General features: G+C 71.5%; 23 protein-coding genes and 1 tRNA gene. 14 read left to right on the top strand and 10 right to left on the bottom strand.

Annotation, left to right across the window (positions count from 1 at the left end; genetic code table 11):
* Positions 1-15: 15 nt before the first annotated feature.
* Positions 16-573: a GNAT family N-acetyltransferase gene (locus ACRAKF_RS20735; protein ID WP_447038700.1), complete on the bottom strand. Its 558-nt coding sequence runs from the start codon at positions 571-573 to the stop codon at positions 16-18.
* Positions 574-883: 310 nt separating this feature from the next.
* Here ACRAKF_RS20735 and ACRAKF_RS20730 point away from each other — a divergent pair, with 310 nt between their 5' ends.
* Both ACRAKF_RS20730 and ACRAKF_RS20725 read left to right on the top strand, forming a co-directional pair.
* Positions 884-1,180, top strand: a complete 297-nt coding sequence (locus ACRAKF_RS20730) for a type II toxin-antitoxin system VapB family antitoxin (RefSeq protein WP_003955420.1) — start codon at positions 884-886, stop codon at positions 1,178-1,180.
* Between the two features lie 114 nt (positions 1,181-1,294).
* Positions 1,295-1,945, top strand: a complete 651-nt coding sequence (locus tag ACRAKF_RS20725; protein WP_447038697.1) for a LytR C-terminal domain-containing protein — start codon at positions 1,295-1,297, stop codon at positions 1,943-1,945.
* 10 nt (positions 1,946-1,955) lie between these two features.
* Here ACRAKF_RS20725 and upp read toward each other — a convergent pair whose 3' ends face one another.
* Positions 1,956-2,591, bottom strand: coding sequence for a uracil phosphoribosyltransferase (upp, locus tag ACRAKF_RS20720; protein WP_447038695.1), 636 nt, complete (start codon positions 2,589-2,591; stop codon positions 1,956-1,958).
* 98 nt (positions 2,592-2,689) lie between these two features.
* Between upp and ACRAKF_RS20715 the strand changes: the two genes are divergently transcribed.
* The 9 genes from ACRAKF_RS20715 to ACRAKF_RS20675 all read left to right on the top strand — a co-directional run bounded on the left by ACRAKF_RS20715 (position 2,690) and on the right by ACRAKF_RS20675 (position 7,980).
* The gene (locus ACRAKF_RS20715; RefSeq protein WP_447038693.1) at positions 2,690-2,860 is read left to right on the top strand and encodes a hypothetical protein; all 171 of its coding nucleotides are present in this window, start codon (positions 2,690-2,692) and stop codon (positions 2,858-2,860) included.
* A 204-nt stretch (positions 2,861-3,064) separates the two neighbouring features.
* The gene (locus ACRAKF_RS20710) at positions 3,065-3,613 is read left to right on the top strand and encodes a tRNA adenosine deaminase-associated protein (RefSeq protein WP_447038691.1); all 549 of its coding nucleotides are present in this window, start codon (positions 3,065-3,067) and stop codon (positions 3,611-3,613) included.
* 72 nt (positions 3,614-3,685) lie between these two features.
* Positions 3,686-4,129 (top strand): tRNA adenosine(34) deaminase TadA, encoded by a 444-nt coding sequence (gene tadA / locus ACRAKF_RS20705; protein WP_447042079.1) that lies wholly within the window; start codon positions 3,686-3,688, stop codon positions 4,127-4,129.
* 80 nt (positions 4,130-4,209) lie between these two features.
* Positions 4,210-4,294 (top strand) — tRNA-Ser (locus tag ACRAKF_RS20700).
* 178 nt (positions 4,295-4,472) lie between these two features.
* Positions 4,473-4,652, top strand: coding sequence for a hypothetical protein (locus tag ACRAKF_RS20695; protein WP_447038689.1), 180 nt, complete (start codon positions 4,473-4,475; stop codon positions 4,650-4,652).
* A gap of 46 nt (positions 4,653-4,698) precedes the next feature.
* A complete protein-coding gene (locus tag ACRAKF_RS20690) occupies positions 4,699-4,992 on the top strand; it encodes a Dabb family protein (RefSeq protein ID WP_447038687.1) in 294 nt (97 codons plus the stop codon).
* Positions 4,993-5,259: 267 nt separating this feature from the next.
* Positions 5,260-6,096 (top strand): RNA polymerase sigma factor SigF, encoded by an 837-nt coding sequence (locus ACRAKF_RS20685; protein ID WP_447038685.1) that lies wholly within the window; start codon positions 5,260-5,262, stop codon positions 6,094-6,096.
* Between the two features lie 244 nt (positions 6,097-6,340).
* Complete coding sequence (locus ACRAKF_RS20680; protein ID WP_447038684.1) at positions 6,341-7,204, top strand: RNA polymerase sigma factor SigF; 864 nt, start codon at positions 6,341-6,343, stop codon at positions 7,202-7,204.
* A 71-nt stretch (positions 7,205-7,275) separates the two neighbouring features.
* Positions 7,276-7,980, top strand: coding sequence for a hypothetical protein (locus tag ACRAKF_RS20675; protein WP_447038682.1), 705 nt, complete (start codon positions 7,276-7,278; stop codon positions 7,978-7,980).
* 279 nt (positions 7,981-8,259) lie between these two features.
* On the opposite strand, the gene ACRAKF_RS20670 is transcribed toward ACRAKF_RS20675, so the two are convergent.
* Positions 8,260-8,460: a hypothetical protein gene (locus ACRAKF_RS20670; RefSeq protein WP_447038680.1), complete on the bottom strand. Its 201-nt coding sequence runs from the start codon at positions 8,458-8,460 to the stop codon at positions 8,260-8,262.
* A 172-nt stretch (positions 8,461-8,632) separates the two neighbouring features.
* Between ACRAKF_RS20670 and ACRAKF_RS20665 the strand changes: the two genes are divergently transcribed.
* The 3 genes from ACRAKF_RS20665 to ACRAKF_RS20655 all read left to right on the top strand — a co-directional run bounded on the left by ACRAKF_RS20665 (position 8,633) and on the right by ACRAKF_RS20655 (position 12,739).
* On the top strand, positions 8,633-9,142 hold the full coding sequence (locus ACRAKF_RS20665) for a MarR family winged helix-turn-helix transcriptional regulator (protein WP_447038678.1): 510 nt from the start codon (positions 8,633-8,635) through the stop codon (positions 9,140-9,142).
* Positions 9,143-9,155: 13 nt separating this feature from the next.
* Positions 9,156-11,690: an MFS transporter gene (locus ACRAKF_RS20660; protein ID WP_447038676.1), complete on the top strand. Its 2,535-nt coding sequence runs from the start codon at positions 9,156-9,158 to the stop codon at positions 11,688-11,690.
* 230 nt (positions 11,691-11,920) lie between these two features.
* On the top strand, positions 11,921-12,739 hold the full coding sequence (locus ACRAKF_RS20655; protein ID WP_447038674.1) for a YceI family protein: 819 nt from the start codon (positions 11,921-11,923) through the stop codon (positions 12,737-12,739).
* Positions 12,740-12,794: 55 nt separating this feature from the next.
* On the opposite strand, the gene ACRAKF_RS20650 is transcribed toward ACRAKF_RS20655, so the two are convergent.
* From ACRAKF_RS20650 to ACRAKF_RS20620, 7 genes are all read right to left on the bottom strand, one after another.
* On the bottom strand, positions 12,795-13,568 hold the full coding sequence (locus tag ACRAKF_RS20650; protein ID WP_447038672.1) for a TetR/AcrR family transcriptional regulator: 774 nt from the start codon (positions 13,566-13,568) through the stop codon (positions 12,795-12,797).
* Between the two features lie 41 nt (positions 13,569-13,609).
* Positions 13,610-15,157, bottom strand: coding sequence for an MFS transporter (locus ACRAKF_RS20645; RefSeq protein ID WP_447038670.1), 1,548 nt, complete (start codon positions 15,155-15,157; stop codon positions 13,610-13,612).
* Between the two features lie 171 nt (positions 15,158-15,328).
* Positions 15,329-17,494: an ArnT family glycosyltransferase gene (locus ACRAKF_RS20640; protein WP_447038668.1), complete on the bottom strand. Its 2,166-nt coding sequence runs from the start codon at positions 17,492-17,494 to the stop codon at positions 15,329-15,331.
* Positions 17,491-18,876, bottom strand: coding sequence for a glycosyltransferase (locus ACRAKF_RS20635; RefSeq protein ID WP_447038666.1), 1,386 nt, complete (start codon positions 18,874-18,876; stop codon positions 17,491-17,493). The genes ACRAKF_RS20640 and ACRAKF_RS20635 overlap by 4 nt, the downstream gene beginning before the upstream one ends.
* Before the next feature lie 26 nt (positions 18,877-18,902).
* Complete coding sequence (locus tag ACRAKF_RS20630; protein ID WP_447042077.1) at positions 18,903-20,564, bottom strand: sensor histidine kinase; 1,662 nt, start codon at positions 20,562-20,564, stop codon at positions 18,903-18,905.
* 11 nt (positions 20,565-20,575) lie between these two features.
* Positions 20,576-21,331 (bottom strand): response regulator transcription factor, encoded by a 756-nt coding sequence (locus ACRAKF_RS20625; RefSeq protein WP_447038664.1) that lies wholly within the window; start codon positions 21,329-21,331, stop codon positions 20,576-20,578.
* A 163-nt stretch (positions 21,332-21,494) separates the two neighbouring features.
* The gene (locus ACRAKF_RS20620; RefSeq protein WP_447038663.1) at positions 21,495-22,376 is read right to left on the bottom strand and encodes a DUF2797 domain-containing protein; all 882 of its coding nucleotides are present in this window, start codon (positions 22,374-22,376) and stop codon (positions 21,495-21,497) included.
* Positions 22,377-22,436: the final 60 nt, after the last annotated feature.

Raw genomic sequence — 22,436 nt, 5'->3', positions numbered from 1 at the left:
GGGTGGTCGCCAGGGTCAGTCCTCCGAAGGCGCCGCATAGCAGCGCAGGGTGACTCGCTGGCCCGGCTGCCACTCCTGCTCGACGACGTCGAGGAGCTGCCAGCCGAGGCGTTCGTAGAGCGCGGCGGCCGAGGCGTCGGAGGAGACCACGTCCAGTACGGGATGGAGCTCGCGCGCCCGGGCCTCCCTGGTCACGCGCCCCATCAGCAACGCCCCTATCCCGTGGCCGCGGGCGTCCGGCGCGACGAAGAGACGGCTGACCACGGCTGTCGCCGCCACGTCCACGTCCGCACGCGCGCCCCACAGCCCGGGCGCCACGTCCCCCTCCGCGCTGGGGGACAGCGATACGTGACCCACGACCCGCCCGTCGAGCTCGGCCACCCAGGCGCCGAGCGAGGCGGTCCCGGCGAGCCACGCGCCGGGCTCGGCGGGCCAGTTGACGGGGTAGCCGTCGGCCTTGTGCACCTGCGCGAGCGCACCGACGCACGCCTCCAGATCACGCTCACCGTCCCGTTCCCGCACGAGGAGGACAGGGTGGCCGTCGGCCGCGTCTGCGGCATGCTCTCGTCTCATCGGAGCATGGAAACACAGGCCGCCGACCGGCTTCCGGAGACCCCTGGGCCCCCTAGGCCCCTCACACCGCCCGGCACCAGCCCGCGCCGCCGGAACGCTCCGTTCCGGCCGCCGCCCTTGCCACTGGCACAGACCCGTTCGGGGGATTCCCGCTCGCCGATGTGGACGGAATCGGTCGGCTCCAGCCCACTTCGGAGCCTGCTCCCGGTTTGAGACTTCCCGGTTTGACCCGGTTTCCGGTGGCATTTCCCGGAGTCGCACTCGGTCACCATGGCTGCGCCCGGAGAGCCTTGCCCGGTAGGCTTTCCGTGTGATCTTCAAGCGCATCGGAAACGGCCGGCCGTACCCCGACCACGGCCGGGAAAGCACCCGGCAGTGGGCGGACGTCGCGCCGCGCCCGGTCCGCCTCGATCAGCTCGTGACGACCAAGGGGCAGCTCGACCTCGAGACGCTGCTCGCCGAGGACTCCACGTTCTACGGCGACCTCTTCGCGCACGTCGTGAAGTGGCAGGGCGACCTCTATCTGGAGGACGGGCTGCACCGCGCGGTCCGCGCCGCGCTCCAGCAGCGCCAGGTCCTCCACGCCCGCGTACTCGAACTGGGCTGACGCGCCCCAGCCCAAGGCGCCACCGCAGACCCGCGTTGACCCTTTCGGGTTGCCCTGGCGCAAGTGAATGATCATTTAGTAGGCATCGCCGCCACGCCGCACTACGCTGCGCCCATGAGCATGCTCACTCCCCCCGGCATGGGCGGCGAATACCGCATCACGGGGGACAAATACCCTCGAATGCGCCGCACCGGCGGGCACCGCAGGATCGTGCTCGCGGTCGTCGCGTCCGCCGCGACCCTGGCCCTGATCAGCTGGGGCACATTGCAGCTCATCCACGTCTTCTCCGGCGGCGCCAAGGCCTCGGCCGCGGGCGGTGCCGCCGACTGCGACCGGGGGAAGGACTCGTCCGCCGCCCAGGCCAAGAAGGCGAAGGCGAAGGCGCTCCTCAAGCCCGGCCAGATCAAGGTCAACGTCTTCAACGCCACGCCCCGCGGCGGCCTCGCCAAGAAGACCGCCGACGAGCTGAAGAAGCGCGGCTTCACCATCGGCGAGGTCGGCAACGCGACGAAGGCCTACGACAAGAAGGTCAAGGGCACCGGGCTGCTGCTCGGCGCCCCGGCGGCGACGGACACCGCGCTCCCCGTGCTCGGCGCGCAGCTCGCGGGCGCCGAACGGAGGACGGACGCCCGCAAGGGCGGCGAGGTCGATCTGATCATCGGCGCGGAGTTCAAGGACCTCGCCAAGAAAGAGGACGCCGACAAGGCCTTGGCGGCACTCGCCAAACCCGAGCCGACGTCCGATCCGTCAGGCAAGAACTGCTGACCTCAGGCCGCTACTCCGCCGTCCCGTACATGCGGTCCCCGGCGTCGCCGAGGCCCGGCACGATGTAACCCTGCTCGTTGAGCCGCTCGTCGACCGAGGCCGTCACGACCGTCACCGGCGTACCCGCCAGCTCGCGCTCCATGATCTCGACGCCCTCGGGGGCGGCGAGCAGCACCACGGCGGTCACGTCGTCGGCGCCGCGCTTGATGAGCTCCCGGATCGCCGCGACCAGCGTGCCGCCCGTGGCGAGCATCGGGTCGAGCACGTACACCTGACGCCCGGAGAGGTCCTCCGGCATGCGCGTCGCGTACGTGGAGGCCTCCAGGGTCTCCTCGTTGCGGATCATGCCGAGGAAGCCGACCTCGGCGGTCGGCAGCAGCCGGACCATGCCGTCGAGCATGCCGAGACCGGCGCGCAGGATCGGCACCACCAACGGGCGCGGATGCGACAGCTTCACGCCCGTCGTCCCGACCACCGGGGTCTCGATGTCGACCTGCTCGGTGCGCACATCCCGGGTGGCCTCGTACGCGAGCAGGGTGACCAGCTCGTCGGCGAGGCGCCGGAAGGTCGGGGAGTCGGTGCGCTTGTCGCGCAGCGTGGTGAGTTTGTGCGCCACCAGCGGGTGGTCGACGACGTGGATCCGCATGACATCAACAGTAACCGGGGCCCGGCCCCGCCCGGTGCTGGCATCAATACCGCCGACCGGGGGAAGGTGGGGACGTACGACGTGAGGCGGGTGTGGCCATGGCAGAACGCAAAGCGGACGACGAGACCGACGCCGAGCGCCGCAGGCGCCGAGCCCAGTTCCTCCGCGAGCGCGACGAGGCCATCGAGCTCCGCGCCCGCGTGAAGCCGCGCCGCGCCCGGGCGGCACGGATGCGTCAGCAGATGCGCATGCGCACATTCCGCTGGTGACCGGCCCGCCCAGCGCCGGGTGTGAGGGGGTCGGGGAAAAAAACCCGACGCGGACACAGCGGGCGGAAGACCTCTCCTGACGGCGCTGTTTCTGCCACGATTCCGAATGGGCGGGGCTCGGCACCGCAACCCCCGCTCCCCGACCTCGCCGGGGGGACTCCTAACCGCCAACCGGCACCGCTTATGACCAGTGGGAGAGTCACGGTGTACTTCGCCGCACTGCTCGCGCGCACCGAAGACGGGTGGGAAGCGAGCGACACGGAGCTCGACGATGTGGAGACCTTGGCGGACCTGGCCGATCTGGCCCGAGAAGCCATCGCCGACCACGACGACGACACAGTGCTCGTCTTCATCGAACAGGAAGACGCGTGGTTCGGCGTCGTCCGCGTGGACGGCGAGGAGGACCCTCGTATCTACGTCTCGGACGCTGCCGCGGCCGCCCGTAGCTCGTACGGGGAGATCCTGCTCACCGACGAGATGCTCGGCCGCGATCCGGACGCGGCCGACGACCTGGAAGCCCTCGACCTGGACGGAACGGAGGACGGCGAGCCGGAGGACTCCGCCGAGGACGAGGAGGACGACCTGCCCGCCGACGCCGGTGAAGCGATGCCCGCGGGTCCGCTCGGCGACACGGAGATCCTCGCCGACCTCGGAGTGCCGGAGAAGGCACTGCTCGTCCTGGAGGCGGGTGACGCCCTCAGCGACATCGCCGAGACCCTCGGGGCGGCGGAGGTGCTCGAAACGGTCCGCTAGGTTCCCCGTGTGAACGATCCGACCGAACACCGCACCGCCGCCGATCCCGTACGGGACCGCTGGCGGGCCCCCATGCGGCTCGCGCTGGCCGAGGCCGGGCTGGCCGTCGGGGGCGGCGACGTCCCCGTGGGCGCCGTCGTGCTGTCCCCGGACGGCACGACGGTGCTCGCCACGGGCCACAACGAACGCGAGGCGACCGGCGACCCCACCGCGCACGCGGAGGTGCTCGCCATCCGGCGGGCCGCCGTCGAACTGGGCGAGTGGCGCCTCACCGGCTGCACGCTCGTCGTGACGCTGGAGCCCTGCACGATGTGCGCGGGTGCGATCGTGCAGTCCCGTGTCGACCGCGTCGTCTACGGAGCGCGGGACGACAAGGCGGGCGCGGCCGGCTCCCTCTGGGACGTCGTGCGCGACCGCAGACTCAACCACCGCCCCGAAGTCGTCCACGGCGTACTCGCCGAGGAGGCCGCCGGACTTCTCACCGGTTTCTTCCGGGAGGGCCGCCGGGGGCGGTGAACCGGGGCGGAACGGCCCGTTCGAAACCTCTCCCCAAACCGATTTCTGACCACGGCCCATCTTGGGCTAGAGTTCCTCTCGGTAGCGTGTCCGAGCGGCCGAAGGAGCTCGCCTCGAAAGCGAGTGTGGGGAAACTCACCGTGGGTTCAAATCCCACCGCTACCGCTCTTGATGCGAAGGGCCCGTCCGAATGGACGGGCCCTTCGTCGTACGTGCGGGGCCCAGGGGCCTGCGTTCACCGAAGAGGGGCCGTCGTTCATCGAAGATCCGGTGAGTACGGTCCGGGTTAGACTCACCGCCGTCACAGGGGTCGCACGGAGCACGGGTAAGGGGAGACCAGATCGTGGCAGTGCAGTGGAAGAAGCTCAGCCTCTTCGTCGTGGTCGTCTTCGTGCTCTACGTGATCATCACCGACCCCGAAAAGGCCGCGGACTACGTGCAGATAGGCTTCGAAGGTGTTTCGAGCGCCGCTCAGAGCGTCGGCGACTTCATGACGTGGGTGGCCAACGGAGGCAAGGACTGAGCGGCTGTCCGAGCCGTCAGGCCCAAGCCCTCTCCAAGGAGTGCCCGTGATCCGCCATCTGGTCCTCTTCAAGCTCAACGACGGCGTACGGCGCGACGAGCCGCGCGTGGTCGAGGGCGTCAAGGCCTTCCGCGCGCTCGGCGGCCAGATCCCGGAACTGGCGTTCTGGGAATGTGACTGGAACATCACCGACCGCCCCATCGCCTACGACTTCGCGATCAACTCCGCAGTCGAGGACACCGACGCCCTGAAGCGGTACATCGAGCACCCGGCCCACCAGGCGGGCGTCGCGCTCTGGCGCGAGTTCTCCACCTGGGTGATCGCCGACTACGAGTTCTGAGCCGACCGCCGCCCCACAGCTCCTCACGGTTCCTCACAGCCGCCCCGCGACTCCTCGCGACCCCTCGCGGCTCCTCGTGACTCCCCGAACGGCCCTGCACCGCACTGGTGTGGGGCCATTTCGTTACCCAACACGTCGTTATCGGGTGCTTGCACACAGTGCACATGTCTTGTGATGCTATGACCGCTTTTGAGGGATGAGTTGACTGAGGTTGATCGACGTACTGGCCAAGGCCGACTGATCTCGACCGGGCTTGACTGAGAAGGGGTGGCGTTGACCGTGCCGGCCAGTACTGCGCCTGAAGCTCCACCCGCGAGAACCACGTCGAGCGGCGGGAGCTCCCGCGGCGCGGACACCCGGGCCCTCACCCAGGTCCTCTTCGGCCGGCTCAAGGACCTCGAACCCGGCACCGCGGAGCACGGCCGCGTGCGCGGTGCCCTCATCGAGGCCAACCTGCCCCTCGTGCGGTACGCCGCCGCGCGCTTCCGCAGCCGCAACGAGCCGATGGAGGACGTCGTCCAGGTCGGGACCATCGGGCTGATCAACGCCATCGACCGGTTCGACCCCGAGCGCGGGGTGCAGTTCCCCACCTTCGCCATGCCCACCGTCGTCGGTGAGATCAAGCGGTACTTCCGCGACAACGTCCGCACGGTCCATGTCCCGCGCCGGCTGCACGAGCTGTGGGTGCAGGTCACCGGGGCGACCGAGGACCTCACCACCGCCTTCGGGCGCTCTCCGACGACCGCGGAGATCGCCGAGCGGCTGCGCATCACCGAGGACGAGGTGCTCGCCTGCATCGAGGCCGGGCGCTCGTACCACGCGACGTCACTGGAGGCGGCCCAGGAGGGCGACGGGCTGCCGGGGCTGCTCGACCGGCTCGGCTACGAGGACCCCGCGCTCGACGGCGTCGAGCACCGCGACCTCGTACGCCATCTCCTCGTACAACTGCCGGAGCGTGAACAGCGCATCCTGCTTCTGCGCTACTACAGCAATCTGACGCAATCACAGATCAGTGCCGAATTGGGCGTTTCCCAGATGCATGTGTCCCGGCTCCTGGCCCGAAGCTTCGCGCGGCTTCGGTCCGCAAATCGGATCGAGGCGTAACCGTATCGAGTGGAGTGCCGTCGGGGCTGTTCCCGACGGCACTCTTTGCTGAAAAGCCCCAGACCCCCTCTTTCCTGCACGGATGTCACTCTTTTTTGTCGACAAGTAACTACAGCGCGTTGCCGACATGTGACATTCTGCTGGAACCGCGTTTGCCGTAGCCCCACCTCCGGTATTCAGGTGGAGGCTGCGTTCCTCCGACGGGAGCGCCCATCGCGACCGTCCGCGACCTCAAGGGGGTGGCATGTCCGCAGACCAGGGCAGCTCGAAGGTGCTCACGCTCACGCTCACCAAGAGCCCGAGCGAATCCGCGCCCGACGCGCTTCACGGCTCACCGGCTCCGGAAGCCATCGACACCCGGACTCTGTCCCGCTCCCTGTTCCTGCGGCTCGCCGCGCTCGACCAGGACAGCCCGGAGCGCGGCTATGTACGCGACACGCTCATCGAGCTCAACCTCCCCCTCGTGCGGTACGCCGCGGCACGCTTCCGCAGCCGCAACGAACCGATGGAGGACATCGTCCAGGTCGGAACGATCGGCCTGATCAAGGCGATCGACCGTTTCGACTGCGAACGCGGCGTGGAATTCCCGACGTTCGCGATGCCGACGGTCGTCGGTGAGATCAAGCGCTTCTTCCGGGACACCAGTTGGTCGGTGCGCGTCCCGCGCCGCCTCCAGGAGCTGCGGCTCGCGCTGACCAAGACCAGCGACGAGCTCGCCCAGCGGCTCGACCGCTCGCCGACCGTGCCCGAACTGGCCACGGCGCTCGGGGTCTCCGAGGAGGACGTGGTCGACGGGCTCGCGGTGGGCAATGCCTACACCGCCTCCTCCCTCGACTCCGCCGCGCCCGAGGACGACGGCGGCGAGGGCTCCCTCGCGGACCGCCTGGGGTACGAGGACTCGGCCCTGGAAGGCGTGGAGTACCGCGAGTCGCTCAAGCCGCTGCTCGCCAAGCTGCCGCCGCGCGAGCGCCGCATCATCATGCTGCGCTTCTTCGCCAACATGACGCAGTCACAGATCGGCGAGGAGGTCGGCATCTCGCAGATGCACGTCTCGCGGCTCCTCACGAGGACGCTGGCCCAGCTCCGGGACGGCCTCATCTCCGACTGACAAGTACGCGGTGCGTGGCCGGTGTTGCTGACGGGGTTCCTAAATGACGGCCCGTCAGCCACACTGCGGCGATGCGACGTGGTGTGCGTGACGTGCTCGGAGCGTCCGCTGCCGTGCTGTGCCTGGGCGCTCTGTTCGCCTCGTGCGGCGGCGGGAGCGGCGACGGCTACGTGGCCACCGGGGCGGCCGGAGCCTCCCCGGAGCGGGCCCCCGGCAAAGCGGTGGCCCCGACCGGCGACGTGCGCCTGATCCCCCTGGACGGCGACCGCGACACGCGGCGCCCCGCCGGGTCCGCCGGGCCCGCGAAGAACGGCCGAGGTGCCCCTACGGGCCCGCCATCCGGCCCCAAAGCCGCCGCCGACGGTGACTCGGAGGGGAAGTCACCCGGCGGCACAAACGCCCCGCCCCCGGAGGCCTCGCCCTCACCGGGCGGCGGCACGGCCGACCCCCCGCCGAAGCGGTCACCCGGCCCCGCCGAGCTCCGGGTCGGCGAACCGCTCCGCGAGCCCACGGCCAAGCGCTGGTGCGAGAAGGTGACGCTCACCTTCCACAACACCGGGGGCTCCCCGGTCTGCTCCGGCAAGATCACCTTCGGCACCCACATCATCGGTGCCCTGGGCGTCGACTGGGCCACGGCCAACTCCACGAGACCTCTGCCGGCGCCGATAGCCGCGGGCGAGCGCGTAAAGAAGAAATGGCTGATTTGCACAGCCAAGTGGCGAGTCCCCCTGGGCATGCACACAGAAACCCAGGACATCCACACAACCTGGACGTGAGGCCCCCCGGGGACCGGAAAACTTGGGGGGGCCGACAGCGAAGCCCCGTCAGGGGCGCGGGGAACCGCGCGCCCAGCCACGTCCGGCCGGCACCCGAAAAACAGAGGCCAGCCCGGCATCAGGGGCGCGGGGAACCGCGCGACCAGCCACAACCAGCCCGCACAGAGAACAGACGACCAAAGCCCGCCCCCAGGCCAGAGGCCTACGACCAGCCCCGCCCCGCGGTCAAAGCCCCCGGTCAGCCCACCCCGAGGTCAAAGGCCTACGGCCAGCCCCGGCTCACGCCAAGGCCAGCCAAGCCACCCCCGCCACGACGGCGATCGCCAGGATCACGCCGACGATGAGCCCGACCCGCGGCCCGGAAGAGGCCGCGACCTGCTGCCGGGCCCCCGGCGGAGCCTCGTCGACGAACGCCCGGAACATCTGCGTGCTGCCGGCGGGATCGGGGTTGCCCTGGTGACCCTGGGGGTTGTGTGCCATGAGGCAGGACCCTAGCGAATGCACGGCCCCCGGCCCAACCCCCACTGGCCAGGGGCTTTACATTCCGGCCCACATACCTTTGCCGAGACTTTAAGGCGTTGGTCCGGTTTTAGTTTGCCTGCGGCAACCAACTGCTTCTATCGTTGCCCTAAGCAACAAAAAAGGAGGTGCCGTGGCCGCGCAGCGTCAGTACGAGGAGCTGGCCCGTCAGCTCAGTGCCATCGGTGCCGTGAAGCGTGGTCTCGGACGGGGCCTGCCCCACGACTGTCCGGGCGGATCCGCCGCCGTACTCATCCTCCTCGACCGCCACGGCGCGATGCGGATGAGCAGGCTCGCGGAGCTGCTCGCCGTCGACATGTCGGTGACCAGCCGGCACGTCGCCCACGTCGCGGACAAGGAGTGGATCCACCGGGATCCCGACCCCGCCGACAAGCGCTCCCGGATCCTGCGGCTCACGCCCGAGGGCAAGGCCAAGGTCGACGAGCTCACCGAGCTCTCCATCCGGACGCTCACCCACTACTTGAACGACTGGACCGACGACGAAGTCGTCCAGCTCAGCACGTTGCTCGCGCGACTGCGTGACAGCTTCGGGGACTGCCGTGCGGCTTCGGCCCGGCTTCCCCACGACGTGCAGACCCACGACGTGCAGATCACGTCAGAGACCACCCGTACACCCGCGTAAGAAAAGGAATTCCATGGCAACAACCACACCAGCCGGTGTGCGGGGCAGCCATGCCAAGCACGGAGCGCAGCACGACGAGAACGCTCCGATGACGCACCGGCAGATCATGGAAGCGCTGTCCGGGCTGCTGCTCGGCATGTTCGTCGCGATCCTGTCGTCGACGATCGTCTCCAACGCCCTGCCCGAAATCATCGGCGACCTCGGAGGCGGCCAGTCCGCCTACACCTGGGTCGTCACCGCCTCACTCCTCGCGATGACGGCGACCACCCCCCTGTGGGGCAAGCTCTCGGACCTCTTCAGCAAGAAGGCCCTGGTCCAGATAGCCCTGATCATCTACGTCGGCGGTTCCGTCGTCGCCGGTCTCTCGCAGAGCTCCGGCATGCTGATCGCCTGCCGTGTCGTGCAGGGCATCGGCGTCGGCGGTCTCTCCGCCCTGGCGCAGATCGTCATGGCCGCGATGATCTCCCCGCGTGAGCGCGGGCGTTACTCCGGCTACCTCGGCGCCACCTTCGCGGTCGCCACCGTCGGCGGCCCGCTGCTCGGCGGTGTCATCACCGACACGTCCTGGCTCGGCTGGCGCTGGTGCTTCTACGTCGGCGTGCCCTTCGCGATCATCGCGCTGATCGTTCTCCAGAAGACCCTGAAGCTTCCCGTCGTCAAGCGCGACGTGAAGGTCGACTGGACCGGTGCGTTCTTCATCAGCGCCGCCGTCTGCCTGCTGCTCGTCTGGGTCACCTTCGCCGGTGACAAGTACGACTGGATGTCCTGGCAGACCGGCGCCATGGTCGCGGGTTCGATCATCCTCGGCCTGCTCTTCGTGCTCGTCGAGTCCAAGGCCGCCGAGCCGATCATCCCGCTGCGGCTCTTCCGCAACCCCACCATCACGCTCGCCTCGCTCGCCTCGCTCTTCGTGGGTGTCGCGATGTTCGCGGGCACGGTCTTCTTCAGCCAGTACTTCCAGTTGGCGCGGGGCGAGTCCCCGACGATGTCCGGTGTCATGACGATCCCGATGATCGGCGGCCTGTTCGTCTCGTCGACCGTCTCGGGCCAGGTCATCACCAAGACCGGCAAGTGGAAGGCCTGGCTGGTCAGCGGTGGCTTCCTGGTGACGGCGGGCCTCGGCCTGCTCGGCACCATCCGGTACGACACCGAGTACTGGCACATCGCGATCTTCATGGCCCTGATGGGCCTCGGCATCGGCATGATGATGCAGAACCTGGTCCTCTGCACGCAGAACCAGGTCTCCCCCGAGGACCTCGGCTCCGCCAGCTCCACCGTCACCTTCTTCCGCTCCCTGGGCGGTGCGATGGGTGTCTCGGCGCTCGGCGCGATCATGGCCACGCGGATCAGCGACTACGTCAAGGACGGCGTCAACGACCTCGGCCCGAAGGCCGCGGCCCAGTTCGGCCACGGCGGTACCGGTGGCGGCGGCATCCCCGACCTGTCCAAGATCCCCGAGCCGTTCCGCACGGTGACGGAGAGCGCGTACGGGCACGGCATCGCCGACGTCTTCCTGATCGCCGCGCCGCTGGCGCTGATCGCCTTCGTGATCACCATCTTCATCAAGGAGGTCCCGCTGCGTACGTCGGGCGCCCTCGCCCAGGCCGCCGGTGAGACGGCCGGCTCCGCCGACGCGGTGGCTCCGGCCGCGGCGACGGCGACCGCCGAGCAGCCCGTGCTCGCCTCCGTCGCCTCGCACACCGAGGCCGGCCCCGAGGGCACCCAGCGGCTCGCCGCCGTGGCGTCCGCCGCCCGGCCGGGCTCCGGTGAACTCCCGCAGATCACCGGCGGCATCCCGGTCCACGGCTACGTCCGTGGCGCCGAGAGCGCGCCCGTGCCGCAGGCCGCCGTCACGCTGATCTCCCTCGGGGGACGGCAGCTCGGCCGGTCGGTCGCGCAGGGCGACGGCTCGTACGCGGTCGACGCCCCCGGCGCCGGTTCGTACGTGCTCATCGCGTCCGCCGACGGGTTCCAGCCGCAGGCCTCGACGGTCGTCGTGGGCGAGGACGCCCTCGCGTACGACATCCTGCTCAGCGGCACCAGCGGGCTCAGTGGTCTGGTGCGGGACGCGGACAGCAAGCTGCCCGTCTCCGGCGCCATGGTCATCGTGACGGACGTGCGCGGTGACGTCCTGGCCACCGGGCTCTCCGGCGAGCAGGGCGAGTTCACCTTCGCCGAGCTGGTGCCCGGCACCGTGACCATCGCGGTGAACGCCGCGGGTCACCGGCCGATGGCCCTGCCCGTCGAGGTCGGCGGCGCCGGGGTCACCCGGGTCGAGGTCGAGCTCAGCTCCGGCGCCCAGGTGCTCGGCACCGTGCGTGCGGGCGGCTCGGCGCTGAACGACGCCCGCGTCACCCTGGTGGACGCCGCGGGCAACGTCGTCGCCACCGCGACCACGGGGTCCGACGGAGCCTACGGCTTCACCGACCTGGACAGCGGTGAGTACACGGTCATCGCGACCGGCTACCCGCCGGTGGCCACCGGCCTGACGGTGACCGGCAGCGGCGTCGACGGCCACGACATCGAGCTCGCCCACCCGGGCGAGTGACGGCCCCGGCCCGTGGCCGCGCCCCGAGCGGAGGCGCGGCCACGGGCCGGTTGCGGAACGGGCCCCCGGGCCGGTGGTGGCATTCACGGCAGGGGACGGCCGGCCACCACCGGCCCGGGGGCTCTCCGCGAGGGGCCTCACCGATCCGCGGGGGTCGGCCTCGCGAGACTTGATCTTTCTTGATCTTTTTATGGCCTCCTTCGACGGAGGCCCGGCAAGGAGTGAACGGGATGGGACTCAACGCTCGGATCCGGACGCGTGACGGGTGGGCCGTGCCCCACGCCGTCGTCACGGTGACCGACATGACCGGGGCGCAGGTGCTGCGGGCCGCGACGGACGAAGAGGGACTCGTACGGGACGCGACGGCGCTGCCGCCCGGCCCCTACACGGTCATCGTCACCGCCGTCGGCTACGCGCCCGTCGCCTCGACCGCCCTCGTCACCGCCAGTGGGCGGGCCGACGTGGGCAACGTCGTCCTCGCCCGGCAGGGCGGCACCGAGCTGCCGCCGCCCGGACCGTGGACCGTGGACCCCGCGCACTCGACCGTCGCCGCCGTCGCGCAGCACCTGGGGATCACCAGCGTGCACGGGCGGTTCCTGGAGTTCGGCGGGCGGGTCGAGATCGCCGAGGACGTGGAGAAGTCGCGCGTCGAGGCGGTCATCCGCGCGGCCTCGATCGACACGGGCAACGGGATGCGGGACGGGCACCTGAAGTCGGCGGACTTCCTGGACGTCGAGCAGTACCCGGAGATCACCTACCGCTCGACCGGCCTGACGCCCGCGGGCCCGGACCGCTGGACGGTCCAGGGCGAGCTGGGCATGCACGGCGTCGTACGCCCCGTCGACCTGGAGCTCAGCTACCTCGGCACCGGGGCGGACCCGTGGGGCGGCACGCGCGCCGCGTTCCGCGCGACGGCGGAGCTGCGCCGCGAGGACTTCGCCATGAACTACAACCAGGTGGTCCAGGCGGGGATCTCGGCGATCGGCACGACGCTGCGGGTGGAGCTGGACATCCAGGCCGTCCAGGGCGAGGGCCTGCCGCAGGCCTGAGACCCAGGCTCCGACGCGCCGACGCACCTCTTCTCGGGGCCGGCCGGGCAACCGGCTATCCCCGGGAGAGCAGTGCCTCGATCCCGGCGATCATGAGGTCCAGCGCGACCGTGAAGTCCCGGTGCCACATCTCCTGGACGGTGTCACTGCCCCGCGCCTCGATCAGCTCGCTCGCGCTCTCCAGGACCTCGTGCTCCGCCAGCTCGTGGTGGACGGTGCCGATGGCCTCCCGGTAGTACTCGTCCTGCGACATCCCGGCCTCCGCGCACCGCGCGATGTAGTGGCCCTCGATGGTCCCGAAGCCGTACACGAACTGGAAGACCGCCGAGATCGCCCCGTTCTGCGCGTACGCGGGAAGCCCGCTGTTCCGTACGGTCTTCTGGATCGCGACGGCGAAGGCCAGCCAGTTCGGGCCGATGTTGAGGAAGCGGCCGACCAGCGGCGACACCCACGCGTGGCGGATCAGCAGCGCCCGGTACTCCTCCGCGAGGGCCCGCAGTTGGTCCCGCCAGGCGTCGGGGGCCTGCTGCGGGTCGGGGATCCGCATCTCGCCGCACACCGCGTCCAGGGCGAGTTCAAGCAGGTCGTCCTTGGTGTCCACGTACCAGTAGACGGACATCGCCGTGACGTTCAGCTCGGTCGCGAGCCTGCGCATGGAGAACTTCGCGAAGCCCTCCGCGTCCAGGAGCCGCACCGTGGCCCCGGTGATCCGCTCCCGGTCGAGCCCGCTCGGCTGGTCGCCCTTGCGGGTGCCGCCTCGGGATGCCTTGCCCTGCAGCCAGACGCTGGTCCGCGCCGTGCTCGCCGTGCGGCCGGCCGCGTTGACCATGGCGCACCTTCCTGATCGGTTCCGGAGCCCCCACCAGGATGCTATGCCGCCGTCGTCCCCACGGAGTCCGCCTGCTCCCCCCTCTCCCCCTTCTCCCCCTTCTCCGCCTTCTCCGCCCGCTCCGCCCTGCGCAGCAGCGCCGCCGCCAGGACGCCGCCGAGGAACACCGCGACCGCGCCCACCAGCTGGCTCGTCTCAAGGCCCGAGGAGAACGCGTCGGCGATCCGCTGCCGCTCCCCCGCGGACTCCGCCGCGGCCATGGCCGCCGGGAAGGACGCCGCGGAGACCGCCACGAGCGAGGCGAAGCGGGAGTTGAGGACCGCGCCGAGCACGGCGACGCCCAGGCCGTTGCCGAACTCCGCGAGCGTGCCGTTGACGCCCGCGCCCACGCCCGCCTTCTCCACGGGAATCGCGCTCATGATGGCGTTGGCCATGGCGGGCATGGCGATCGCGATGCCCGCGCCCATGATCACGAGCCCCGCCAGCATGCCGTTGTAGGCGTCGCCGCCGAGGAGCGCGACCACCGCGAGTCCGGCCGCGAGGGAGCTCATGCCGGCCAGGATCGTCACGGGCGTGCCCAGCTTCGCGTGGAGCTTCGCGCCGACGCCCGTCAGGTTGAGGGCCACGATGGTCACCGCGAGCGGCGCCGTCCGCAGCCCCGCCTCCAGTGGCTCGTACCCGAGGACGAACTGGAGGTGCTGGGTGAGCAGGAAGAGCGAGCCGCTGAGCCCGAAGGCGACCAGGATCGCGCCCGCCACCGCCCCGATGAAGCGCTGGTTGCGGAAGAAGTGCATGTCCAGCATCGGATACGGGATGCGCAGCTCCCAGAGCGCGAAGGCCCCGAGAACCAGTACGCCGAAGACCGCCGACACCAGGACCTGCGCCGACGTCCAGCCGTGCTCGGGCCCCGAGATGATCGCGTAGACGACCGAGGCCATGCCGATCGTGGAAAGCAGCGCGCCCAGGAGGTCGGGGCGGTCGCCCCGGACGTTCTTCGACTCCGGCACCAGCTTGGCGACCGCGGCCAGGCCGAGCAGCGCCACGGGGATGTTGACCAGGAAGATCGAGCCCCACCAGAAGTGGTTCAGCATGAAGCCGCCGAGCAGCGGCCCCGCCGCGAAGCCGAGGGAGCTGACGGTCGACCAGAGGCCGATCGCCTTCACCCGCTCGGAGTCGTCGAAGATCTGCACGACGACCGCGAGCGTCGTGGTCATCAGGAGCGCCCCGCCGACGCCCATGCCCGCGCGGGCGGCGATGAGCTGCGCCGACGACTGCGCGAACGCCGCGACCAGCGAACCCACGCCGAAGAGCGCGAGGCCCCCCATGAGCATCTTCTTGCGGCCGTAGCGGTCGGCGGAGCTGCCCGCGGTGAGCAGCAGGCCGGACTGCACGAGCGAGTACGCGTTGATCATCCACTGGATGTCGGACGTGGACGCGTCCAGCTCCCGGGTGAGGGAGGGGATGGCGACGCTCAGGACGGTGTTGTCGAGCAGCACGGTGAGCTGGGCGAGGCAGATGACGCCGAGGATCAGCCAGCGCTGCGGGTGCCGGGGCGGGGCGGCCGATGTCTCGGCGGTCGTCGCCGTCATGGGGGCTCCTTCGGGGGACGGGGCAGCGGAGGGGGATCACGACTGCTCTACGGTGTACGGGACCTTTCCCGTACACCGTAGAGCTACTCCCGTACACCGTACAAGGCGTTTGTTTCCCGCGGTCGATCGATCCGCTGCCGTCAGTCCGTTCCCGCGTGCCGTTCCCGCGTGCTACTTCTTCGGCTGCGTCAGGTCGTAGAAGGTCGCGCTGCCCGCCGTCACCTTCTTGAACGTCGACTCCACCCAGGAGGTGATCGCCGAGGACGTGCCCTTGCCGCCGCCCATGCCGCCACCGCCCATGCCGCCGCCCGCGACGAAGTAGTGGACCTCGCCGTCAGCCACGTACTGCTTGAACTGCGCGAGCGTCGGGGACGGGTCGCTTCCGTTGAAGCCGCCGATGGCCATCACCGGCTCGCCGGTGGCGAGTTGGTAGCTCGCCGCGTTCTGCGAACCGATGGCCGCCGCGGCCCAGGTGTACCGCCCCGCGTCCGTCTCCAGGAGCTTCTTCGCCTTGGCGGAGACCTGGGCGCCGTCGAGCAGACCGCCCATGCCGCCGCCCACGACGACCTCGCGCGAGCCGCCACCGGGGAATCCGCCCTGCCTGCCCTGCTGCGCCTGCCCGTTGCCGCCGGGGCTGCCGTTGCCGCCGGGGCCGCCGGGGCTGCCGTTGCCGCCCGTCGGAGGCTGGCCCGTTCCCTGGCCGCCCTGACCGCCCTGACCGCCCTGGCCCGGCATGCGCATGCCGCCGTCGCCGCCGGGTCGGCCGCCGCCGGGGCCGCCGCCCGGTCCCATCCGTCCGGCGGACGCCGGACCTGCCGTGACGATGGAGCCGGTGTGCGCGCTGTCCACCGTCGACAGCGTGTACGCCACCGGGCCCGCCAGGGACGCCGCGAGGCTCACGCCGACCGTGGTGAGGGCGAGGCGGCGGCCGAACCGCCCGGCGAGCAGCAGGCCCACCGCGCCCACGAGGCCCGCGGACAGCACCGCCCAGCGCAGCCACGGCAGGTGGTCGGGGACCCGGCCGAGCAGGACGTATGCCCAGACCGCCGTGGCCGCGACCGTCACGCCGAGCGCCGCGCGCGCCGGCCACGAGGCCCGCTCCTCCCACAGGACCGTGGCGCCCATGCCGATCAGCGCCGCGAGGTAGGGCGCGAGTGCCACCGTGTAGTACTGGTGGAAGATCCCCGCCATGAAGCTGAAGACCGCCGCGGTCATCAGGAGCGAAGCACCCCAGGCCACGAACGCCGCCCGCGCGGTGTCCGTGCGGCGCGCCTTGCGGGTGAGCACGAGACCGGCCACCAGGAGGATCAGCGCGGCGGGCAGCAGCCACGAGATCTGGCTGCCGACCTCGGAGTTGAACATCCGCCCGATGCCGGTCTCACCCCACTGACCGCCACCTCCACCGCCACCGGGACCGCCGCCACCGCCGACGCTGCCGGTCTCCTCACCGTTGATGCGGCCGAGCCCGTTGTAGCCGAAGGTCAGCTCCAGGAAGGAGTTGTTCTGCGAGCCGCCGATGTACGGGCGCGAGGACGCGGGCCAGAGCTGGACGATCGCGACCCACCAGCCGCCGGACACGACCATCGCGACCGCGGAGAGGGCGAGCTGGCCGAAGCGCCTGCGCGGCCGTACCGGCGCGCACACCGCGTACAGGACGGCCAGCGGCGGCAGGATCAGGAACGCCTGGAGCGTCTTCGTCAGGAAGGCGAGGCCCACCGCGACGCCCGCCCACGCCAGCCACTTGGTGCGCCCGTGCTCCAGGGCGCGCAGCACGCAGTACACCGTGACGGTCATCAGGAGGGCGAGCAGCGCGTCGGGGTTGTTGAAGCGGAACATCAGCGCGGCCACGGGCGTGAGCGCCAGGACCGCGCCCGCGATCAGCCCGGCCGCCGGGCTGAACCGCCGCCGCACGGCCGCGTACAGCACGCCGACCGTCGCGACCCCCATCAGCACCTGCGGGGCGAGAATCGCCCAGGAGTTGAGCCCGAAGAGCCGTACGGACAGCGCCATGGGCCAGAGCGAGGCCGGGGGCTTGTCCACGGTGATCGCGTTGCCCGCGTCGAGGGAGCCGAAGAACATGGCCTTCCAGCTCTGGCTGCCCGCCTGGACGGCCGCGGAGTAGAAGGAGTTGGCGTAACCGGACGCGCTGAGGTTGAAGAGGTAGAGGGCCGCCGTGGAGAGGAGCAGGCCGAGCAGCGCGGGGCGCGCCCAGCGGGGGTCGTCGGGGCGCCCGCGCCAGAGGCGGGCGGGCAGGGGCGCCCGAGGTTCGTGCGGACCCGGGTGCGGCGCGGAGTGCGGAGCCGGGTGCGGCACGGCGGCGGGAGTCGGGGCGGTCATCGGGCGTTCCTCGTCTCGGCGGGGGTGTCGGCGGGGGCATTGGCGTCGTACGTGGGCTCCGTCGGCCCCTGGTCGGGGAAGACCCAAGCCCGCAGCAGCAGGAACCGCAGGACCGTCGCCGCGAGGTTCGCCGCGATGAGGACCGCCAGTTCCGTGGAGTGCGCAGGGTCGCCGGATGCCGCGCCGAGCGCCGCGAGCGAGCCGCTGGTCAGGGCGAGGCCGATCGCGAAGACGACGAGGCCCTGGGCCTGGTGGCGCACCGCGCGGTCTCTGCCGCGTACTCCGAAGGTGAGCCTCCGGTTGGCCGCGGTGTTGGCCACGGCCGACACCAGCAGGGCGAGCGCGTTGGCCGCCTGGGACCCCGTGAACGTACGGAAGCCGCTGTAGAGCAACAGGTAGAAGAGGGTCGAAAGGGCGCCGACCACACAGAAGCCGACGAGCTGGCGGGCGAGGCCGCGCGGGACGCCGGCCAGTTCCCGGTCCCTGGGGTCGTCCCCGAAGGGGCGGGCGAGCCGGTCGAGCGGCAGCGCGCCGACCGCGAGCGCACGGCCCACCCGCCACACGCCCTTGAGGTCGTCCGTGGCCGTCTTCACCAGGTGGACCGTGGAGTCCGGGTCGTCGACCCAGTCGACCGGCACCTCGTGGATGCGCAGCCCGGCGCGCTCGGCGAGCACCAGCATCTCGGTGTCGAAGAACCACCCGGTGTCCTCGACCAGCGGCAGCAGCACGCGCGCCACGTCACCGCGGATCGCCTTGAACCCGCACTGGGCGTCGGAGAACCGGGCGTGCAGGGAGCCGCGCAGGATGAGGTTGTAGGCCCGCGAGATGAACTCCCGCTTCGGGCCCCGCACCACCCGTGAGCTGCGCGCGAGGCGCGAACCGATCGCCAGGTCCGAGTGGCCCGAGATCAGCGGGGCGACGAGCGGCAGCAGCGCGTTGAGGTCGGTGGAGAGGTCCACGTCCATGTACGCGAGGACCGGCGCGTCGGAGGCGGACCAGACGGCCCGCAGCGCCCGGCCACGCCCCTTCTGGTCCAGCCGGACGTGGCGCACCTCGGCCATGGAGCCGGCGAGCTCGGCGGCGACCGCAGGGGTGCGGTCCGTGGAGGCGTTGTCGGCGACCGTGATGCGGAAGGGGTAGGGGAAGGTGCGGACGAGGTGGTCGCGGAGCCGCCGGACGCACGGTCCGAGGTCCTTCTGCTCGTTGTGGACGGGGATCACGACATCGAGGACGGGGACCTCGCGCCACGCGGCGGGGAGGTGCTCCCGGGCCGGCAGGACGCCCTGCGCCCGAGCGGGGACGGCTCGCGTGGCCGCCGGGGCGGGCGCGGCCGGGGCGGGCGCGGCCGGGGCGGGCGCGGCCGTTGAAGGGTCGGTTCGCATGCCACCGACGGTCGCCAAGCGGTCTGTCAGGGGTGTGTGGTGAGGCTGTGGTCCGCCTGTGAGGCACGCGGCGGCGAGGGGGGCTCAAGGGCTGGCACGACGCCTGGCCCGGGGGCTGCGGCGGGGGCTGCGGCGGGGGCTGCGGCGGGGAGCTCGATGGTGAAGGCCGTCCGCCCCGGCACGCTCTCCACGGTGACCGTGCCGCCGTGCGCCGTCACGATGGCGCGTACGAGGGCCAGACCGAGGCCCGTGGAACCGGCCTTCCGGGAGCGGGAGGCGTCGCCGCGGGCGAACCGTTCGAAGACGGAGGGCAGCAGCTCGGCGGGGATGCCCGGCCCGTCGTCCCGCACCTCGACGCGGACGCGGGCCCCGGCCGTGCGCACCCGGACGGTGACCTCCGTGCCCGGCGGGGTGTGCGTACGGGCGTTGGCGAGGAGGTTGGCCAAGGCCTGGTGCAGCCGGTCGGTGTCGGCGCGGACCAGGGCGGGCTCGTCGGGGCCCGGAAGTTCGAGCCGCCAGAGGTGGCCGGGTCCTGCGGCACGGGCGTCGCTGACGGCGTCGACGACGAGCGGGGCGAGGTCACCGCTCCGGTACGCCGACGCGCGCACGCCCCCGCCGCCCGCGAGCCCCGCCCCCTCCTGCTGCTCGGCGTCGAGCCGCGCGAGCAGCAGGAGGTCCTCGACGAGCCCGGTCATCCGCTCGGCCTCGGACTCGATCCGCCCGAGGGCGTGCCGTGTGTCGGGCCCGGCGGACTCGCGCCCACGGCGGGTCAGTTCGGCGTAGCCGCGGATGGAGGCGAGCGGCGTACGCAGCTCATGGCTCGCGTCCGCGACGAACTGGCGTACCCGTGTCTCGCTGCGCTGACGGGCGTCGAGCGCGGAGTGGACGTGGTCGAGCATGCGGTTGAGCGCGGCGCCGACCTGGCCGACCTCGGTGTGCGGATCGGCGTACGGGACCCGCTCGGCCAGGTCGACCTCGCCGCTGTGCAGCGGCAGTTCGGAGACGCGGGTGGCGGTGGCGGCGATCCTGCGCAGCGGGCGGAGGGCCACCCCAACCATGGCGGCGCCCGCGAGCGAGGCGGCGGCGAGGCCCGCGACGGTGACGCTGACCTCGACGACGACCAGCGTCCTGAGGGTGTTGGCCACCTTGGCGGTCGGAACGCCGACGACGAAGTCGCCGATGACGCCGGACGCGTACGTGACGCGGTACTCGCCGAGGCCCGCAATGTCGACATTGTGCTCGTCGCCGTCCCGGGGCACGGAGGCGAGCGCGTCGACCTGGTCCGCGTCGAGCCGCGTCGCGTCGGGCAGTTCGCCGACGCTCTCCGCCTCGGTGCTGACCAGCGCGCGCCCGAGGGAACCGCCGTGCACCTCGGCGCCGATCGTGCCGATCTCCTGCGGGCCGCGCGACACGAACTCCAGCGGGTCACGTGACGTCGGGGGGCCGTCCGCGTGCTTGCCGGGAAGGTCGCCGCCGGGCGGCACGGAGGGCCCGGCGGCGCGGGCCGTCACCTGGGCGAGCGCGCCGTCGAGCTGCTCGTACAGGTGCGACTTCAGGGCGATGGTCGTGACAGTACCGATCACCGCGCAGACGACGGCGATCAGCGCGACGGCGGAGAACACGAGCCGCGTGCGCAGGGTGCGCCTCCGGGGCCGTGCCCGTATCCGTGTCCGTATCCGTGCCCGTATCCGTGTCCGTCTCACGTAGGTACGGGCACGGCGGACTTGATCAGATACCCCGCGCCGCGCCGCGTGTGGATCATCGGCTCCCGGCCCGCGTCGATCTTCCTGCGCAGGTACGAGATGTAGAGCTCGACGACGTTGGCCTGGCCCCCGAAGTCGTAGTTCCACACCCGGTCGAGGATCTGTGCCTTGCTGAGCACGCGCCGCGGGTTGCGCATGAGGTAGCGCAGCAGCTCGAACTCGGTGGCGGTGAGGTGGATGGAATCCCCGCCACGCGTCACCTCGTGGCTGTCCTCGTCGAGGGTCAGGTCGCCCACGACCAGCGTCGACTCACTGCGCTTGTCGGCGGCCCCGGCCCGCCGGATGAGCCCGCGCAGCCGGGCCACCACTTCCTCCAGGCTGAAGGGCTTGGTGACGTAGTCGTCGCCGCCGGCCGTGAGCCCGGCGATGCGGTCCTCCACCGCGTCCTTCGCGGTCAGGAACAGCACGGGCACGTCCGGCATCTCGCGGCGCAGTCTGCCGAGGAGGGACAGGCCGTCCATGTCGGGCAGCATCATGTCGAGAACCACGGCATCGGGCCGGAAGGCACGCGCGACCCGCACCGCACCCACCCCGTCGCCCGCGCTGCGGATCTGCCAGCCCTCGTAGCGCAGGGCCATGGACAGCAGCTCGGTGAGCGACACCTCGTCGTCCACCACGAGTACGCGGACGGGGCTCCCGTCCGGCCTGAGCAGTGCGGAGTGCGCGTGCGCCTGGGGCGAGATCGTGGTCATACCCCACACTTTGGGCCGCGCCCGTGAGAGGTCCCTTGCGTGAACCTGTGAAATCCCTGAGAAAGCCACGGCTAGAGACCGCCGGCAGCGAAGGGAAGTGAAGCGAGGCGAGACGAGACGAAGGGAAGTGGAGCGAAGGGAGGCGAAGGGAAGCGGGCCCGCGTCAGAAGAGCCCCTCCTGCTCCGCACCGCCCACCGCCTCCTCACCCCCGACCTCCCGCACCGGCACGCTGACGCCGCCCCCCGCGTCCGCCCGCACCAGGGTCCACCCCACGAGCACCCGCGTATCAACGACCAGGAGGCCGCGCACGCCCGCCACGTCCAGGTGGAGGTCCGGCCCGGCGGCCGCCACGAGCCGCCCCCCGACGCTTCCGTCGGCGACCAGCTCCCGCACCACTCCGGTGGCTTCGCCCTCCAGGGCCGCGAGGCCGAACGCCGGGGCGTGGTCGACCGCCTCGAAGTCCAGCCGCCGCAACGCCTCGGCCCAGCCATCCAGGGCCACGGCCCGCCCGTACAGCTCCTCCAACTCCCTGGCGCGCTCGCCCCACTCAGGCAGTGCCGCCCGTACCGCCCGCTTGCGCGCGTACGGCACCCGGTCCGGCACCCCCAGTGCCGCCCGCAACAACTCCTCCGTCCGCCGAGCCGCCATCAGCGGCCCGTGCCCGAGCCAGCAGAACGCCACGGCACCCTGTTCGAGCAGCCGCACGGAACCCCGTTGCTCCGCGGTGATACCGACCTTGACCAGCCCCGGCCCGAACCACGCCAGGTACACCCGGTACGTACGCGGATCGTCGGGCACCCCGTCCGCGGCCACGGAGAACGCCCGGTCGAGCCGTGCGCACTCCGGGCACCGCGCCTGCGTGGCCCGGCCGGGCACGACGGCCCGCAGCGGGCAGGCGTTCCCCCGCGCCCCCACGCACCGCCGCTCACCCACGGCCCGGAACCCGACCGCCTGCCCGTACGCGAGCGAACTGGTCCGGCCCCCCGCCCACCGCAGCACGGGCACCCCCTCCGGCCACCCGAGCCCCACACAACGCCACTCCACCGCCGCACTCCTTCCACCGAGCGGTACACCCGCCACGCCGACCACAGCGCATGCCGCTCC

Source organism: Streptomyces sp. DSM 118878 (genome assembly GCF_052936595.1).
The sequence above is the reverse complement of the archived record's forward strand: the minus strand, read 5'-3'. Positions and strand labels throughout refer to the sequence as shown.

Coding starts and splice junctions, on each gene's coding strand:
- ACRAKF_RS20635 (WP_447038666.1), bottom strand. CDS start 18,876: ATGCGAACCGACCCTTCAACGGCCGCGCCCGCCCCGGCCGCGCCCGCC.
- tadA (WP_447042079.1), top strand. CDS start 3,686: ATGCGGCTCGCGCTGGCCGAGGCCGGGCTGGCCGTCGGGGGCGGCGAC.
- ACRAKF_RS20625 (WP_447038664.1), bottom strand. CDS start 21,331: ATGACCACGATCTCGCCCCAGGCGCACGCGCACTCCGCACTGCTCAGG.
- ACRAKF_RS20640 (WP_447038668.1), bottom strand. CDS start 17,494: ATGACCGCCCCGACTCCCGCCGCCGTGCCGCACCCGGCTCCGCACTCC.
- ACRAKF_RS20735 (WP_447038700.1), bottom strand. CDS start 573: ATGAGACGAGAGCATGCCGCAGACGCGGCCGACGGCCACCCTGTCCTC.
- ACRAKF_RS20680 (WP_447038684.1), top strand. CDS start 6,341: ATGTCCGCAGACCAGGGCAGCTCGAAGGTGCTCACGCTCACGCTCACC.
- ACRAKF_RS20655 (WP_447038674.1), top strand. CDS start 11,921: ATGGGACTCAACGCTCGGATCCGGACGCGTGACGGGTGGGCCGTGCCC.
- upp (WP_447038695.1), bottom strand. CDS start 2,591: ATGCGGATCCACGTCGTCGACCACCCGCTGGTGGCGCACAAACTCACC.
- ACRAKF_RS20670 (WP_447038680.1), bottom strand. CDS start 8,460: ATGGCACACAACCCCCAGGGTCACCAGGGCAACCCCGATCCCGCCGGC.
- ACRAKF_RS20645 (WP_447038670.1), bottom strand. CDS start 15,157: ATGACGGCGACGACCGCCGAGACATCGGCCGCCCCGCCCCGGCACCCG.
- ACRAKF_RS20675 (WP_447038682.1), top strand. CDS start 7,276: ATGCGACGTGGTGTGCGTGACGTGCTCGGAGCGTCCGCTGCCGTGCTG.
- ACRAKF_RS20650 (WP_447038672.1), bottom strand. CDS start 13,568: ATGGTCAACGCGGCCGGCCGCACGGCGAGCACGGCGCGGACCAGCGTC.
- ACRAKF_RS20660 (WP_447038676.1), top strand. CDS start 9,156: ATGGCAACAACCACACCAGCCGGTGTGCGGGGCAGCCATGCCAAGCAC.
- ACRAKF_RS20725 (WP_447038697.1), top strand. CDS start 1,295: ATGAGCATGCTCACTCCCCCCGGCATGGGCGGCGAATACCGCATCACG.
- ACRAKF_RS20715 (WP_447038693.1), top strand. CDS start 2,690: ATGGCAGAACGCAAAGCGGACGACGAGACCGACGCCGAGCGCCGCAGG.